Genomic DNA, 14,652 nt, shown 5'->3' on the forward strand with positions numbered 1-14,652 from the left:
GCCGCCTCGACGCCCGCGTTGAGCGCGAGCAGGTTGGTCTGGAACGCGATCCCGTCGATGACCGAGATGATCTCGGAAATCTCGTTCGAGGCACGCTCGATATCGCTCATCGCCTGCACCGCGCGGCGGACGACCTCGCCCGAGCGTTCGGCCTCGACGCGGGCATCCTCGACCACGCCGTTGGCGCGCACCGCACCGGCGGCGGTCTGGCGGACGGTCGAGGTGATCTCGTCCATCGCCGCGGCGGTCTCTTCCAGGCTGGCGGCCTGTTGTTCGGTGCGCTGCGACAGGTCGTCCGACGCCTGACGGATATCGGTCGCGCCGCTGTTGATGCCGTTGGTGGCTTCCGTCACCGCGCTCATCGTCGATGCGACCGCGTCCATCGCGCGGTTATAATCGGTGCGCAGCCGCTCGTAGTCGGCCGGGAACGTCTGGTCGATGCGATAGCTGAGGTCGCTGGAGACGAGTCGCTCCAGCCCTTCGCCCAGCGCGCCGACGACGACCTGCTGCGAGGCTGCGGCGGCCTGGATGTTTTCGGCGTTCCCCTTGAACACCTCCATCGCCCGGGTCATGCGGCCGACGCAATCGAGGTTCTCGGTATAGGCGATCGGCGTAACCAGGTCGCCTGCGGCAAGCCCTTCCATACGCACCACCGTGGCGACATAGGGATCGCTTATCATCTTGCCGCTGGCGAGGACGGTGATGACGGTCAGCACGAACAGCGTGCCCGCGACGCCAAGATAGACCATCGCTTCGGTCGGATTGGCCTTCGCCGCGAGATAGGTGGTGGCGACGCCGGCCGCCGCCACGGTGCCGTGAATCGCCAGGAGAACTTTGAATTTGGTACGGATCGGTGCCGTTTTTTCAAACCACGAAAACATTCGCTGATCCTTCGCTACCGGCGTGGGACCATCCCAGGCAGGCTAAGGATCACGAATCGACCCTTATGTGCGTTTTGGACCTAAATGCCTAAATTCGTGTTAAACACGCCCGATACGGATGGGAGTATTTTCTGACAATTCAGGCGCGTGGATGGGATGTCCACGGCCGGGCGTGCAAGGCGGCGCGCGTACCCCTACGCCTTGCGCGCCCGCGTCACCGCATGGTCCACCGCCCGTGCGGTGAGCGCCATGAAGGTGAGCGATGGATTGACGCAGGCGACCGAGGCCATCTGCGCACCGTCGGTGACGTAGAGGTTGCTCGCCGCATGCGCCTGGCTCCACGCGTTGAGCACCGACGTGCGCGGATCGCGGCCCATGCGCGCGCCGCCCATCTCGTGGATCGCGTCGCCGGGGACGTGTTCGCCCTCGGTGCTGGTGACGTTGGACAGGCCGGCGCCGCGGAGCATCGCCTCGCCCTGCGTCCGCGCGTCCGCCATCATCCGCAATTCGTTGTCGCGGAAGGTGACGTCGAAGCGCATCAGCGGCATCCCGAACCGGTCGACTCTGGTCGGGTGCAGCGACACGCGGTTGTCGGCGTAGGGCAGGCATTCGCCGAAGGCCATCATGCCGAACTTCCACGGGCCATAGCGGCGCATGCCGTGCTTCATCGTCGCGCCGAAGCCGACCGGGCCGAGCGGATCGCGGCGCGCGCTGCCCTGATAGCCATAGCCGCGCTTGAAGCCGACGCCCTCCTCGCCGCCGATGTTGCGGAAGCGCGGAATGTAGACGCCGCCCGGTCGCCGGCCATATTCGATCAGGTCCTGCATACCCGGGATCTCGCCGTTGATGCTGACGCGGAAGATATGGTCCATCACGTAGCGGCCGAGCGTGTTGCTGGCGTCGAAATGGCTGCGCTCGCCGCCCGGCGCGCGCGAATTCATCAGGATCTGGGTCGAGGCCATCGCCGAGGCGCACAGGAAGACGATGTCGGCACGCACCACCTCCGCCTGGCCCGTCTTGGCATCGACGAAGCGGACGCCGGTGACGCGCTTGCCCGCCGCGTCATAGTCGAGGCTGGTGACCACCGCGTCCGAGCGAAGCGTCAGCCGGCCGGTCGCACGCGCCGCGGGCAAGGTGACCGCCTGCGTCGAGAAATAGGCGCCGAACGAACAGCCGTTGCTGCACTGGTTGCGGAACTGGCATTTGGTGCGGTTCTGGTCGGGCTTGTCCTCGGTCATGTTGGACAGGCGGGTGTTGATGAGCTTGCGCCCGGGGAATTGCGTCTCGAGGCGCTGCTTCAGCCACGTCTCCGCGACGTTCATCGGCATCGGCGGCTGGAATTCGCTGTCGGGCAGATAGGGCAGATTCTCGCGCGAGCCCGAGACGCCGATGTATTTCTCGACATAGCTGTACCAGGGCGCGACGTCGTCATAGCCGATCGGCCATTCGCCATCGACGCCGTCGCGCTTGTTCGCGGCGAAATCCTCGGGCGCCCAGCGGAACGTCCAGCGCCCCCAGATCAGCGACTTGCCACCGACCGCGGCGGGGCGGATCCAGTAGAATTTGCTGCCCTCGTCATAGGCATAGGGGTTGAGCCGGTCGTCGTTGTAGAAGCTGCGGTTGCTCGGCGCGACATAGCCGTGCTTCGAGATGAAATAGTCGCTGTCGACCAGCGCCTTGGGCATCACGTTGCGCGCCGGCACCTCATAGGCGGGCTTGCCGTCATAGGGATAGCCCTCGGCATGTTCGACCATCGTGCCGCGGTCGAGCATCAGCACGCGCATGCCCTTTTCGGTCAGTTCCTTGGCGGCGAACCCGCCGCTGATGCCCGATCCGATGACGATCGCGTCGAACCTGTCGGTGGCAGCCATGATGATCCCCTCCCAGGGTTATGTGGTCAGACGCGCAGGGCGCGCAGCGTCCGGAAGCTGGTCGTGATGTCGGGCAGATAGGGCGCGGGCGCGCGATCGTTCTCGACGTAGAAATGGCGGACGCCGGCGGCACCCTTCAGCCGGAACAGCCGGGCGAAGTCGGTCTTGCCCGCGCCCACCGCGGCCATGTCGCCGTCGGCGCGCGTATCCTTGACGTGGAAGGCGTAGAGGCGACGGCCGAGCCGCTCGATCAGCGCCGCCGGATCGACGCCGGCATGCGCGACCCAATAGAGGTCTAGCTCCACCTTCACCAGCGCGGGATCGGTGTCCTTGAGGAACCGGTCGTACAGGCTGACCCCGCCGGGGCGGTTGGTGAATTCGAAATCGTGGTTGTGATAGGCGAAGCCGAGCCCGGCCGTCTTCAGGTCGGCGGCGATGCGGTTGAAGTTCGGGAGCGCCGCCTGCCATCCGGCCTCGTTGCGATGCTCGTCGGTCATATAGGGCAGCACGACGGTGTCGGCGCCCAGCGTCTTCGCCATCGCCACCGATGCGTCGAACCGGCCGAGCAGCGCGTCATAGGCGATGTGCACCGATGGCGCCTTCAGCCCGAGCCGGTCCATCGTCCGGCGCAGCATCGCATGGTCCATGGCGTCATAGCCGCCACCGCCATATTCGACCTCGCGATAGCCGATCCGCGCGACCGCCTCCAGCGTGGCGACCGGGTCCTTCTGGAACAGCTCGCGCACCGTGTAGAGCTGCAGCCCGATCGCGCCGAGCCGGGCGGCGGCGGCGATGCCGGGCAGGGTGAGCGCGGGGAGCGCGACGGCGCCGGCGAGCAGGTGCCTGCGATCGAGGATCATGCGCTATACACCTTGTTGACCTGAGCATAAGGGAAGGCGCCGTTATACTCGCCCGGCACCGGCAGATATTCGCGTTCCTGCGTGATCCCGATCTCCGACGTGTAATAGCCGGTGATGACGAGCTGGCGGAACGCGGTGAAGAACAGGCCACCGCCCGGGATCCGGTCGTCCATCGCCAGCGTCAGCAGCGCGTCCTGCTGCGCGGGCGTCGCCTGTGCGGCCGCGACCCTGTAATCCTGCACGCTGCGCGCCTCGATCGCGTCGAGGCCGGCGAGGATCGGCACCCGGTCGGCGGGATAGGCCCAGTCGGCGAGCAGCTTCTCGATATAGGCGGGCACGCCGGCTGCGATCGCGCCCGGGGTGTCGGTGGTCGGGATGACGCGTTCGCTGAGCGCGGTCATCAGCGCGCGCTGGGGCGCGGTGAACACCGCGGCGCTCGGCGGGCCTTCGCTGATCGTCGGCAGCGTGCCCGGCACGAGCCCGGCGGCGCGTGCGATCGGCGCGAAGATCGTCGTCCCGAACAAGGCGGCGACGCCGGCGAGCGCGGTCCTGCGGTCGATCATTGCGGCTCTCCTGTCCTCGATTGCGTCATGCCTGGTCGATCGTGCGATAGGCGGCGATCAGGCGATCCTCGCCGGCGCGGCCGGGGACCGAATTGCCATGTTCCATGCCGATCACCCCGGCATAGCGTCTGGCGCGCAGCCATTTGACGATGTTGGCGAAGTTGACCTCGCCCGTGCCCGGCTCCTTGCGGCCGGGATTGTCGCCGAACTGGATATAGCCGACCTCGTCCCAGCACATGTCGAGCGTCGGGATCAGGTTCCCCGACTGGATCTGCTCGTGATACAGGTCGGCGAGGATCTTGACCGCGGGGCTGTTCGCGCCGCGCGCCACCGCATAGCCCTGCGCGATCGAGCGCATGTAGACGCCGGGGTGGTTGGTGCGGGTGTTGAGCGGCTCCATCACCATCGCGATGCCGTGCGGCGCGACGATGTCGCCGGCGCGGCGCATGACGTCGATGACGCGCGCGGTCTGGATGTCGACCGGCACCTTGGGGTCCATGAAGCCGGTGACGACGGTCATCCGCGTCGCGTCGAGCCGCTTCGCGACCGGGATCGACGCGCGGATATCGGCGAGGAACGCCTCGCGCTCCGCCCCGTCGTTGGCACCGAGCAGCGGCCGGGACTGCGACCATTTCGGCATGCTGGCGACGAACACGCCCATCGTCATGTCGCGCTGGCGCAGCGCCTTCGCCATCGCCTCCTGCTCGGCGACCGGCCGGCCCGCGGCCTCATTGTCCTCCCAGGCGGTGAAGCCCTGGTCGGCGGCATAGGCGATCTGTTCGATCCGGTCGCCGCGGCTGGCGAAGCTGCCCTCGTGCGGCGCGAAGCCGAGCGAGAAGCGCGCGGCGTTCGACCGCCGGCCCTGTGCGATGGCGAGGCCGGAGGCGCCCGCGGCGGCGGCGCCCGCGGCGATCAACGTGCGGCGGGACAGGGTCATTTCGCGCCTTCCGCCTTCAAATAGGCGATGATCGTCGCGCGCTTCGCCGCATCGGGCGTGGCGATCGGCATGCGGGTGCCGGGCACGACCTTCGCCGGGCCGGCGAGATAGGTGTCGAGCGTCTTCTCGTCCCAGCGCAGCTTGCTCGCCTTCATCGCGGGCGAATAGTTGAAGCCCGGCACCGCCGCGGCGGGCCGGCCGACGACGCCGTACAGGTTCGGGCCGATGCCGTTGCGCCCGCCCTTGTTGACGGTGTGGCAGGCGCGGCAGGCGGCGAAGGCGGGCGGCGCGGCCGCCGCCGTCTGGGCGAGGGTGGGGGCGGCGACGGCGAGCAGCGCCGCACCGGCGATCGTGCCGGCGCCAAGGGCCAGGAACAGCTTCATTCGGTATCTCCCGAGGGGATGGTCGTCCATTTCCGGTCCGATGCGGCATTGGCGACGATGGCGTCGATGAAGGCCATCGTGCGCAACCCGTCGCCGACGCCCGGATACCAGGCGTCCTCGCCCCGGATCGTCGCGGCGAAGGCGCGGTAGAGGTTGGCGAAGGCCTCGATATAGCCCTCCGGATGCCCGGACGGCGTGCGCAGCAGCGCACCGGTGCGGGGGTCGAGGCCGGGACCGCCGGCGCGGATCACTTCGGCCGGGCGATCGAGCCAGCGCAGCGTCAACGTGTTCGGCTCCATCTGCGCCCATTCGAGCCCGCCCCGCTCGCCATGGATGCGCAGTTTCAGCCCGTTCTCCTCGCCCGCGGCGACCTGGCTCGCCTTGAGCAGCCCGCGCGCGCCATTGTCGAAGCGCAGCAGCGCACCGACGTCGTCGTCGAGCCGGCGGCCGGCGACGTGCGTGGCGAGATCGGCGGCAACCGCCTCGACCCGCAGCCCGGAGACATGCTCGGCGAGCTGGAAGGCGTGGGTGCCGATATCGCCGAGGCAGCCGCCGGGACCGGCCTGCGCGGGATCGGTGCGCCATGCCGCCTGTTTGTTGCCCTCGCCGTCGATCGGCAGGCTGAGCCAGCCCTGCAGATATTCGACCTGCACCAGCCGGATCGCGCCGAGGTCGCCGCGCGCGACGCGGATCCGCGCCTCCTCCACCAGCGGATAGCCGCTATAGGTGAAGGCGAGCGCGAACCGGCGCCCGCTCGCCCGGGCGGCGGCGGCGATCGCGCGCGCCTCGTCGCTGCTGATCGCCATCGGCTTTTCGCAGAAGACGTGGAACCCCGCCTCCAGCGCGGCGATCGCCATCGGCGCGTGCAGGTGATTGGGGGTGACGATGGCGAGCGCATCGATCCGCTCGTCCGCGGGCAGCGCGGCCTCGCCGGCGATCAGCGCGTCGATCGAGGCATAAGCGCGCGCCGGGTCGAGGCCGAGCGCGGCGCCGCTGCGCCGGCTGCGATCGGCATCGGTGCTGAATGCACCCGCGACCAGCCGCCAGTCGCCGTCGAGCGCCGCCGCCTTGCGGTGGATGGCGCCGATGAACGCACCCTCGCCACCGCCGGCCATGCCGAGCCGCAGCGGATGCCGCGTCGCCGTCATGCCGGGTCCCCGGGCAGGCCGAGGATCGCGCGGATCGCCGCGCGGTCGATGCCGCTTGCGGCGAAATCGTCGAACGGATGGTCGGTCAGCCGGATGATGTGATCCCGGATGAAGGGCGCGCCCTCGCGTGCGCCGTCGTCACTGCGTTTCAGCGCGCACTCCCATTCGAGCACGGCCCAACCCTGATAGCCATATTGCGCCAACTTACTGAAGATAGGCGTGAAATCAACATGCCCATCGCCCAGTGAGCGGAACCGGCCGGCGCGATCGACCCAATTTTCATAACCGCCATAGACGCCCGACCGGCCGGTCGGGTTGAATTCGGCATCCTTGACGTGGAAGCAGGAAATCCGGTCGTGATAGCGGTCGATGAAGTCGAGATAGTCGAGCTGTTGCAGCACGAAATGCGACGGGTCGAACAGCAGGCGCGCGCGCGGATGGCCGCCGACCGCGGCGAGGAAGCGTTCCCAGGTCGCGCCGTCGTGTACGTCCTCGCCGGGATGGACCTCGAACGCGCAATCAACGCCGGCGTCCTCGAACACGTCGAGGATCGGCAGCCAGCGGCGGGCGAGTTCGGCGAACGCCTCCTCGACCAGCCCGGCGGGGCGCTGCGGCCAGGGATAGACATAGGGCCAGGCGAGCGCGCCAGAGAAGGTCGCATGCGCCTTGAGGCCCAATCTGGCGCTGGCACGCGCGGCGAGCGTGACCTGCTCGACCGCCCAGCGCTGGCGCTCGGCGGGCCTGCCGTGCACCTCGGGCGGGGCGAAGCCGTCGAACAGCGCGTCATAGGCCGGGTGCACCGCGACCAATTGCCCCTGCAAATGCGTCGACAATTCGGTGATCGCGATATCGTGCTGCGCGAGCATGCCGGTCAGGTCGTCGCAATAGGTCTGGCTCTCCGCCGCCTGACGCAGGTCGATCAGCCGCGAATCGCACGGGATCTGGACGCCGGCATAGCCGAGGCCCGACGCCCAGCGTGCGAGATTCTCCAGCGTGTCGAACGGCGGCGCATCGCCCAGGAACTGCGCCAGAAAGATGCCCGGCCCCTGCATCGCGGTCACGCCGTCACTCCCTTGCGATCGTCCCGGAAAGTCAGCTGGAACAGCAGCGCGATCAGCGCCGCCGCGATCGCGGGATACCACCACATCGCATGCCAGTCGGCGATCGTCGGGTTGGCGGGCAGTTGCGCATAGAGCGCCGCGCCGATCTGCGACCCCAGCAGCATGCCGACGCCATAGGTGAACAGCGTCAGCATGCCCTGCGCCTGCGCGTTCACCCCCTTGGGCGTGGCGATCGTGCCGGTGTAGATCGCGCCCGCGACGAAGAAGAAATCGTAGCAGACGCCGTGCAGCGCGACGCCGAGATAGACCGCCCACAGCCCCGCACCGCCGTCGCCGATCGCGAACAGGGCATAGCGCAGCGCCCAGGCGGCCATGCCGACCAGCAGCAGCGGCTTCACCCCGAAGCGACGATAGAGCCACGGCATCGAGAACATGAACACCAATTCGGACATCTGGCCGATCGCCAGCGTGCCGCCGACGTTGCTGATCCCCGCCGCGCCGACATAGGGCGAGGCATAGGCATAATACATCGCCAGCGGGATCGAGATCAGCGTCGCGCACAGGATGAAGATCAGGAACGACCGCTGCCGCATCAGCCCGAACGCCTCGACGCACAGCACCTGCCGCAGGACGCTTTCGTCGCGCGGCGCGTCGGCGGCGACGTTGGGCAGGGTGAAGCTGTAGAGGCCGAGCGCGACCGAGACGACGGCCGCGACCTGGAAGATCGCCGGGCTGGCGGACAGGCCCGCCCAGCCGACGATCAGCCCCGCGGCGATCCAGCCCAGCGTGCCGAAGGCGCGGACGAAGGGGAAATTGTCGGTCCGCTCGCCGAAGCTCTTGAGCGCGATCGTGTTGGCGAGGCCGACGGTCGGCATGTAGAGGATCATATAGCCGAGCAGCAGCCAGACGAAGGTCGCGCCATGTTCCGGCGTCACCAGCGCGGGCAGCGCGAACAGGATGGCGCCGCCGACCAGATGCAGGATCACCATCAGCATGCGCGGCGCGACATAGCGGGCGGCGGCCATGCCGAGCAGGAACGATCCGACGATCGAGGCGATCGGCCCGACCGAAAAGGCGTTGCCGATCAGGCTGCCGATACCGACCGTCTGCATCACGAGGCCGAGCGTGACGTTCCACGCGCCCCAGACGAAGAATTGCATGAACATCAGCGCGCTGAGCCGGCCGGTCAGCCAGCCATCGGCGCCCGTCGCGGCCCCGGTTCCGTCCGTGTTCGCAGCACCTTGCGCTATGGCCATCGCCATCCCCTCCATCGCAGTTTGCCTGCTTGACGGGGATCAGGCTAGGCAGGTCGTCCGACGATGTAAAGGATTACATACGATCTCGATCGACAGCGCCACCGTCCCGATCCATGACCGCGCGATGCCGACGATCATCGACGTCGCCGCCCGGGCGGGCGTGTCCACCGCGACCGTGTCGCGCGTGCTCAGCCAGCCCGATCGCGTCGCCGAATCGACCCGCCACCGGGTGCTGGAGGCGGTGCGCGCGCTCGGCTACCGCCCCAATGTCGCGGCGCGGACGCTGCGCACCCTGCGCGCCGCCAAGATCCTGCTGACCGTGCCCGACATCTCCAACCCGTTCTTCGCCAGCGTCATCCGCGGCGCGGAGGAGGCGGCGCGCGATGCCGGCTATGCGGTGGTGGTCGGCGATACCCGGCACGATCCGGAGGTCGAGGATCAATATGCCGAGATGCTGTCGCGGCGCGAGGTCGACGGGCTGATCTTCCTCGGCCATCGCCTGCCGACCAGCCTCGCGCCGCTGCTCGCGCAGCAGGGCGCTGCCGCGCCGATCGTCAACGGCTGCGAATACAGCCCCGACATCGGCGTGCCGAGCGTCCATATCGACAATGCGGCGGCGAGCGCGGCGATGGTCGATCATCTGGTCGCGCTGGGGCATCGCGCGATCGGCCTCGTCACCGGCCCGGCGATCAGTCCGATCAGCCGCGACCGCCTCGCGGGGGCGATGGCGGCGGGGCAGCGGGCCGGGCTGGCGGAGCAAGTGGTGGTGCGGACCGGCGACTATTCGGCACGGTCGGGATTCGAGCAGGCGGCGGCGCTGCTCGATGCGGGGGTCACCGCGCTGTTCTGCTTCAGCGACGAGATGGCGCTGGGGGCGATCGCCGCGGTCGCGGCGCGCGGGCTGTCCTGCCCCGGCGACATCTCCGTGGCGGGGTTCGACGACCTGCCGCTCGCCCGCTTTTTCCAGCCGCCGCTGACCACCATCGCCCAGCCCAAGGCGATGATCGGCCGCCGCACCGTCGAACTGCTCGTCGCCATCCTGCGCAACGTCGACGGTCCGAGCCGCCACATCACGCTCGACCACGAGCTGGTCGTACGCGGCAGCACCGCGCGGGTGCGCTGACGGAAGGGGCGGGGGCGTCAGCCCGGGGTGTGCAGGCCGTCGACCAGGGTGTCGATCAGCCGGGCGACGCTCGCCTGCCAGCCGGGCTGGTCGCGCAGCATGCACATGCCGACGACGGCGAGCAGCAATTCCTCGCCGCGAATGTCCGGCCGGATTCGGCCGGTGCTTACCGCGCGGTCGAGCTGCGCGTCGAGCGCACCGGTCAGCGATCCCGTCCAGCGCGCCGAGATCGCCGACGTCGTGTCGGCGGCCAGTGCGAAGGCGGCGATCATCCCCTTCTTGGTCGCGACCATGTCGACCATCGCGTGCAGCCAGTGGCGCAGGTCCGCGACCGGATCGCCGCTGTCGGTCGCCGCATCGGCCAGCGCGACCAGCTGCTCGATATCGCGGCGATAGACCGCCTCGTACAGCGCCTCACGCGTCGGGAAATGGCGGTAGAGCGTGCCGATGCCGAACCCCGCCTCGCGCACCACGGCGTCGAGGCTGGCGGCGGCGCCGTCCCGCGCGAACACGGCCTTGGCGGCGGTCACCAGCGTCTCGCGATTGCGCGTCGCATCGGCTCTGGTCCGGCGTGTCGGGCGTGTCGGCGCGGTTTCCATCCCTGATCCGTCGCACCCCCTTGAAAAGCAGCGTTGAAAAGCGGAGGCATCCTCCGTATAAGCGGCTTCGGCATCCTTGCTATCATAACTCGATCGGAGTCGCGGCATGACTTTCTCCATCGGCCTGACGATCAACCAGCAGCATCACGCGATCACGCTCGACGACCCGCGCGTCACCTTGCTCGACCTCGTGCGCGAGCGGCTGCACCTGACCGGCACCAAGAAGGGCTGCGACCGTGGGCAGTGCGGTGCCTGCACGATGCTGGTCGACGGGCGGCGGATCAACGCCTGTCTCGCGCTGGCGCTCAGCCATGACGGCGCCGAGGTGCTGACGATCGAGGGCGTCGCCGACGGCGATACGCTGCACCCGGTGCAGCAGGCGTTCATCGCGCATGACGGCTTCCAGTGCGGCTTCTGCACGCCCGGCCAGATCATGAGCGCGATCGGCCTGATCACCGAGGGGCAGGCGGGCGACGACCCCGAGCGGGTGCGCGAGGGGATGAGCGGCAACCTGTGCCGTTGCGGCGCCTACAAGGGCATCACCGAGGCGGTCTGCACCGCGCAACGCGCGATGGCGGCGGGAGAGGTCGCATGAACCGGTTCGACTATCATCGCCCGACGAACGTCGCGGAGGCGGTCGCCGCCGGCAGCGCGGACGGCGCGGCCTATCTGGGGGCGGGGACCAACCTGCTCGACCTGATGAAGGGCGGGGTGACGCAGCCGGTGCGGCTGGTCGACCTGACCCGGCTGCCCGGACTCGACGGGATCGAGACGCTGGCCAATGGCGACGTCAGGATCGGTGCGCTGGTTCGCAACAGCACGCTCGCCTTCGATCCCGGCTTCGCCGCGCGCTTCCCGGCGGTGGCCGAGGCGCTGCTGTCGGGGGCGTCGCCGCAGCTGCGCAACGCCGCGACGGTCGGCGGCAACCTGCTGCAACGCACCCGCTGCGCCTATTTCTACGACACCGCCAGCGCCTGCAACCGGCGCGTGCCGGGATCGGGCTGCGACGCGCGCGACGGCGAGAACCGGCTGCACGCCGTGCTCGGCTGGAGCGAGCGGTGCATCGCGACGCATCCCTCCGACTTCTGCGTGCCGCTGGTCGCGCTCGACGCGATCGTCGAGGTCGAGGGCGTCGACGGCCGCCGCGACGTGCCGCTCGCCGGATTGCACCACCTGCCCGGCGACACGCCGCATGTCGAAACCGCCCTCATGCCCGGCGAGTTGATCGTCGCGATCCGGCTGCCCGCGGCGGCGGGCGCGTTCGCCGCGCACCAGCGCTACATCAAGGTGCGCGAGCGGACCTCCTATGCCTTCGCGGTCGTCTCGGCGGCGGCGGCGCTCGACATCGCCGATGGCCGCATCCGCGCCGGCCGGCTGGCGCTGGGCGGGGTCGCGGCCAGACCATGGCGCGCCGCGGCGGCCGAGGCATTGCTCGCCGGCGAGGCGCCGACCCGCGCGACCTTCGAACGCGCGGCGGAGGTGGCGCTCGCCGATGCGCGCGCCTCCGGCGACAATGGCTATAAGATCGCACTCGCACGGCGGATCGCGGTGCGCGCGCTGATCCGCGCCGCGGCGGGCACGCCCGACCGCCTGCCGCCGTTACCCGCCTCGCCCTTCGCCGCCGCTGCCGGAGAAATCGATCATGGCTGACCTGACGCTGACGCCCGCTCCGCTCCACCGCCGCCACGGTTCCAACATCGGCCAGCCGCTGACCCGCGCCGAAGGCATGCTGAAGGTCACCGGCCGCGCGGCCTATGCCGCCGATGCGCACCCCGACGGCCTGCTGCACGCGGTGATGCGGGTCGCGACGATCGCCAATGGCCGCGTCACCGGCATGAACGTCGCCGCTGCACAGGCGCACCCCGGCGTCGTCGCGGTGATGACCCCCGCCAACCGCCCGCCGCTGGCGATGGACCCGGACGCGAAGGACCATCCCTTCATGTTCCGGCTCGACCTGCTGCAGAACGACCGCGTCCGCTATCCCGGACAGGCGATCGCGGTGGTGATCGCCGAGACGCTGGAGGCGGCGACCGAGGGCGCGGCGCTGCTGGCACCGACCTATGACGCGGAGGCGCCGCTGGTCGGCCTCGACGCCGCCGACCCGTTCGTGCCGCCGGTCGTCGGCGCGGGCGCCCCCGCCGCCGCGGCGACGGGGGACCTCGATGCCGGGCTGGCCGATGCCACGGTGCGGATCGCGGCGCGCTACGAGACGCCGGCGCAATATCACAACCCGATGGAGCCGCATGCGATCGTCGCCGCCTGGGACGGCGACACGCTGTCGATCGACATGCCGAGCCAGGGCATGGCGATGGCGCAGGGCCGCATCGCCGGGCTGTTCGGGATCGATCCCGCCGGCATCCATATCCGCAGCCCGTTCCTCGGCGGCGGCTTCGGATCGAAGGGAATGGTCGCCGGGCCGATGGTGCTCGGCATCCTCGCGGCGCGGCTGGTCGGCCGGCCGGTCAAGCTCGTGCTGCGCCGCGAGCATATGTACGGCGCGGTCAGCCACCGCGGCCAGACCCGGCAGGACCTGCGCATCGGCGCCGACGCGGACGGGCGGCTGACCGCGCTCGGCCATCACACCCGCACCGTGTCGAGCGTGTTCGACGATTTCTTCGAACCCTCGTCCAACACCAGCCAGTCGGTCTATGCGGCGGGCGCGATCGCGACCAGCCACGACGTCGTCCGCGTCCATTCGGGCACGCCCGGCTTCATGCGCGCCCCCGGCGAGGCGAGCGGATCGATCGCGCTCGAATGCGCGATCGACGAGGCCGCCTATGCCTGCGGGATGGACCCGCTCGCCTTCCGCCTCGCCAATTATGCCGAGGTCGATCCGCTCGACGGCAAGCCCTTTTCGTCGAAGGCGCTGCGCGAATGCTATGCGCAGGCCGCGGCGCGCTTCGGCTGGTCGGACCGGCCGTTGCAGCCGCGCACGATGCGCGATGCCGACGGGCTGCTGGTCGGCTGGGGCATGGGCACCGCGATCTTCCCGGCACTGATGTTCGAGGGCAACGCCCGCGCCGTCATCCGCGACGACGGGCGCGGGACGGTGGAGATCGGCGCGCACGACATGGGGCAGGGCGCGTGGACCGCGCTGGCGCAGATCGCCGCCGACAGCCTCGGGCTCGATCCGGCCGACACCGATTTCCGCTCGGGCAGTTCCGACCTGCCCGATGCCGGCATCGCCGGCGGATCGGGGCATACCGCGACCGCGGGCATGGCGATCCACGAAGCCGGCGCCGCGGTGATCGCCGCGCTCGCCGCGCTGGCGGTCGACCGGCCGGATTCGCCGCTCTACGGCGCGGGCAATGCCGGCGTGGTCGCGCGCGACGGGCATCTGTATCGCCGCGACGACGAGGGCCGCGGCGAAAGCTATGCCGCGATCCTGCGCCGTGCCGGCAAGACGGAGGTGGAGGGCAACGGCCATGCCGCCGCCGACCCGGCGAGCGAGGCCTATTCGAAGCATGCGCACGGCGCGGTCTTCGCCGAGGTGAAGGTCGATCCGGAGCTTGGTCAGGTGCGCGCGACGCGGCTGGTCGGCGCCTTCGCCGCGGGGCGGATCATCAATCCGCGCATGGTCGACAGCCAGCTGTACGGCGGCATGATCTGGGGCGTGTCGTTCGCGCTGCACGAGGCGGCGGTGGTCGATCCGCGCAGCGGCCGGGTGATGAACCCGAACCTCGGCGAATATCACGTGCCGGTGAACGCCGACGTGCCCTCGCTCGAATGCATCCAGGTTCCCGAGGAGGACGCCCACGTCAACGCGCTCGGGATCAAGGGCGTCGGCGAGATCGGCATCACCGGCAGCGCCGGCGCGGTCGCGAATGCGGTCTGGCACGCCACCGGGGTCCGCCCACGCCGCTTCCCGATCGCGATCGAGACACTGTTGTAAGGCGGCGTCGCGCGCGCCTCACCCTGTCGCCGCCACGCGCCTTTTTCCTCTCCCGGCGGGAGAGGAAAAAGATGGCGA

General features: G+C 69.7%; 14 protein-coding genes. 4 read left to right on the forward strand and 10 right to left on the reverse strand.

Translation table 11 applies throughout. The annotated features are described in order from the left end of the window. The 9 genes from AC1RTO_RS00005 to AC1RTO_RS00045 all read right to left on the reverse strand — a co-directional run. Nucleotides 1-881 (reverse strand): methyl-accepting chemotaxis protein (locus tag AC1RTO_RS00005; RefSeq protein ID WP_493158933.1); only part of this gene is annotated, 881 nt, incomplete at its 3' end. Nucleotides 882-1,075: 194 nt separating this feature from the next. After that, complete coding sequence (locus tag AC1RTO_RS00010; protein WP_493158934.1) at nt 1,076-2,752, reverse strand: GMC family oxidoreductase; 1,677 nt, start codon at nt 2,750-2,752, stop codon at nt 1,076-1,078. Between the two features lie 26 nt (nt 2,753-2,778). Continuing rightward, complete coding sequence (locus AC1RTO_RS00015) at nt 2,779-3,612, reverse strand: sugar phosphate isomerase/epimerase family protein (protein WP_493158935.1); 834 nt, start codon at nt 3,610-3,612, stop codon at nt 2,779-2,781. Next, nucleotides 3,609-4,175 carry a gluconate 2-dehydrogenase subunit 3 family protein gene (locus AC1RTO_RS00020; protein WP_493158936.1) on the reverse strand — a complete coding sequence of 189 codons (567 nt, stop codon included), beginning with the start codon at nt 4,173-4,175 and terminating at the stop codon, nt 3,609-3,611. Before AC1RTO_RS00020 ends, AC1RTO_RS00015 begins: the two co-directional genes overlap by 4 nt. A 25-nt stretch (nt 4,176-4,200) precedes the next feature. Continuing rightward, nucleotides 4,201-5,112 carry a hydroxypyruvate isomerase family protein gene (locus AC1RTO_RS00025; protein WP_493158937.1) on the reverse strand — a complete coding sequence of 304 codons (912 nt, stop codon included), beginning with the start codon at nt 5,110-5,112 and terminating at the stop codon, nt 4,201-4,203. Further along, complete coding sequence (locus tag AC1RTO_RS00030) at nt 5,109-5,495, reverse strand: c-type cytochrome (protein WP_493158938.1); 387 nt, start codon at nt 5,493-5,495, stop codon at nt 5,109-5,111. The genes AC1RTO_RS00025 and AC1RTO_RS00030 overlap by 4 nt, the downstream gene beginning before the upstream one ends. Beyond that, nucleotides 5,492-6,643, reverse strand: coding sequence for a Gfo/Idh/MocA family protein (locus AC1RTO_RS00035; RefSeq protein ID WP_493158939.1), 1,152 nt, complete (start codon nt 6,641-6,643; stop codon nt 5,492-5,494). Before AC1RTO_RS00035 ends, AC1RTO_RS00030 begins: the two co-directional genes overlap by 4 nt. Further along, nucleotides 6,640-7,695 (reverse strand): sugar phosphate isomerase/epimerase family protein, encoded by a 1,056-nt coding sequence (locus AC1RTO_RS00040; protein WP_493160291.1) that lies wholly within the window; start codon nt 7,693-7,695, stop codon nt 6,640-6,642. Before AC1RTO_RS00040 ends, AC1RTO_RS00035 begins: the two co-directional genes overlap by 4 nt. A 5-nt stretch (nt 7,696-7,700) precedes the next feature. After that, on the reverse strand, nt 7,701-8,960 hold the full coding sequence (locus AC1RTO_RS00045) for an MFS transporter (RefSeq protein ID WP_493158940.1): 1,260 nt from the start codon (nt 8,958-8,960) through the stop codon (nt 7,701-7,703). Nucleotides 8,961-9,084: 124 nt separating this feature from the next. Here AC1RTO_RS00045 and AC1RTO_RS00050 point away from each other — a divergent pair, with 124 nt between their 5' ends. Then, nucleotides 9,085-10,083 (forward strand): LacI family DNA-binding transcriptional regulator, encoded by a 999-nt coding sequence (locus AC1RTO_RS00050; protein ID WP_493158941.1) that lies wholly within the window; start codon nt 9,085-9,087, stop codon nt 10,081-10,083. A gap of 17 nt (nt 10,084-10,100) precedes the next feature. On the opposite strand, the gene AC1RTO_RS00055 is transcribed toward AC1RTO_RS00050, so the two are convergent. Then, nucleotides 10,101-10,682, reverse strand: a complete 582-nt coding sequence (locus tag AC1RTO_RS00055; RefSeq protein ID WP_493158942.1) for a TetR/AcrR family transcriptional regulator — start codon at nt 10,680-10,682, stop codon at nt 10,101-10,103. Nucleotides 10,683-10,788: 106 nt separating this feature from the next. On the opposite strand from AC1RTO_RS00055, the gene AC1RTO_RS00060 reads away from it, so the two are divergent. The 3 genes from AC1RTO_RS00060 to AC1RTO_RS00070 are packed head-to-tail and all read left to right on the forward strand — an operon-like array spanning nt 10,789 to nt 14,574. Further along, nucleotides 10,789-11,277: a (2Fe-2S)-binding protein gene (locus tag AC1RTO_RS00060; RefSeq protein ID WP_493158943.1), complete on the forward strand. Its 489-nt coding sequence runs from the start codon at nt 10,789-10,791 to the stop codon at nt 11,275-11,277. After that, complete coding sequence (locus AC1RTO_RS00065) at nt 11,274-12,332, forward strand: FAD binding domain-containing protein (RefSeq protein ID WP_493158944.1); 1,059 nt, start codon at nt 11,274-11,276, stop codon at nt 12,330-12,332. Before AC1RTO_RS00060 ends, AC1RTO_RS00065 begins: the two co-directional genes overlap by 4 nt. Then, nucleotides 12,325-14,574 (forward strand): xanthine dehydrogenase family protein molybdopterin-binding subunit, encoded by a 2,250-nt coding sequence (locus tag AC1RTO_RS00070; RefSeq protein ID WP_493158945.1) that lies wholly within the window; start codon nt 12,325-12,327, stop codon nt 14,572-14,574. Before AC1RTO_RS00065 ends, AC1RTO_RS00070 begins: the two co-directional genes overlap by 8 nt. The last annotated feature ends 78 nt before the right edge of the window (nt 14,575-14,652 follow it).

It is taken from the genome of Sphingomonas sp. GW821-FHT10F09 (assembly GCF_058809195.1).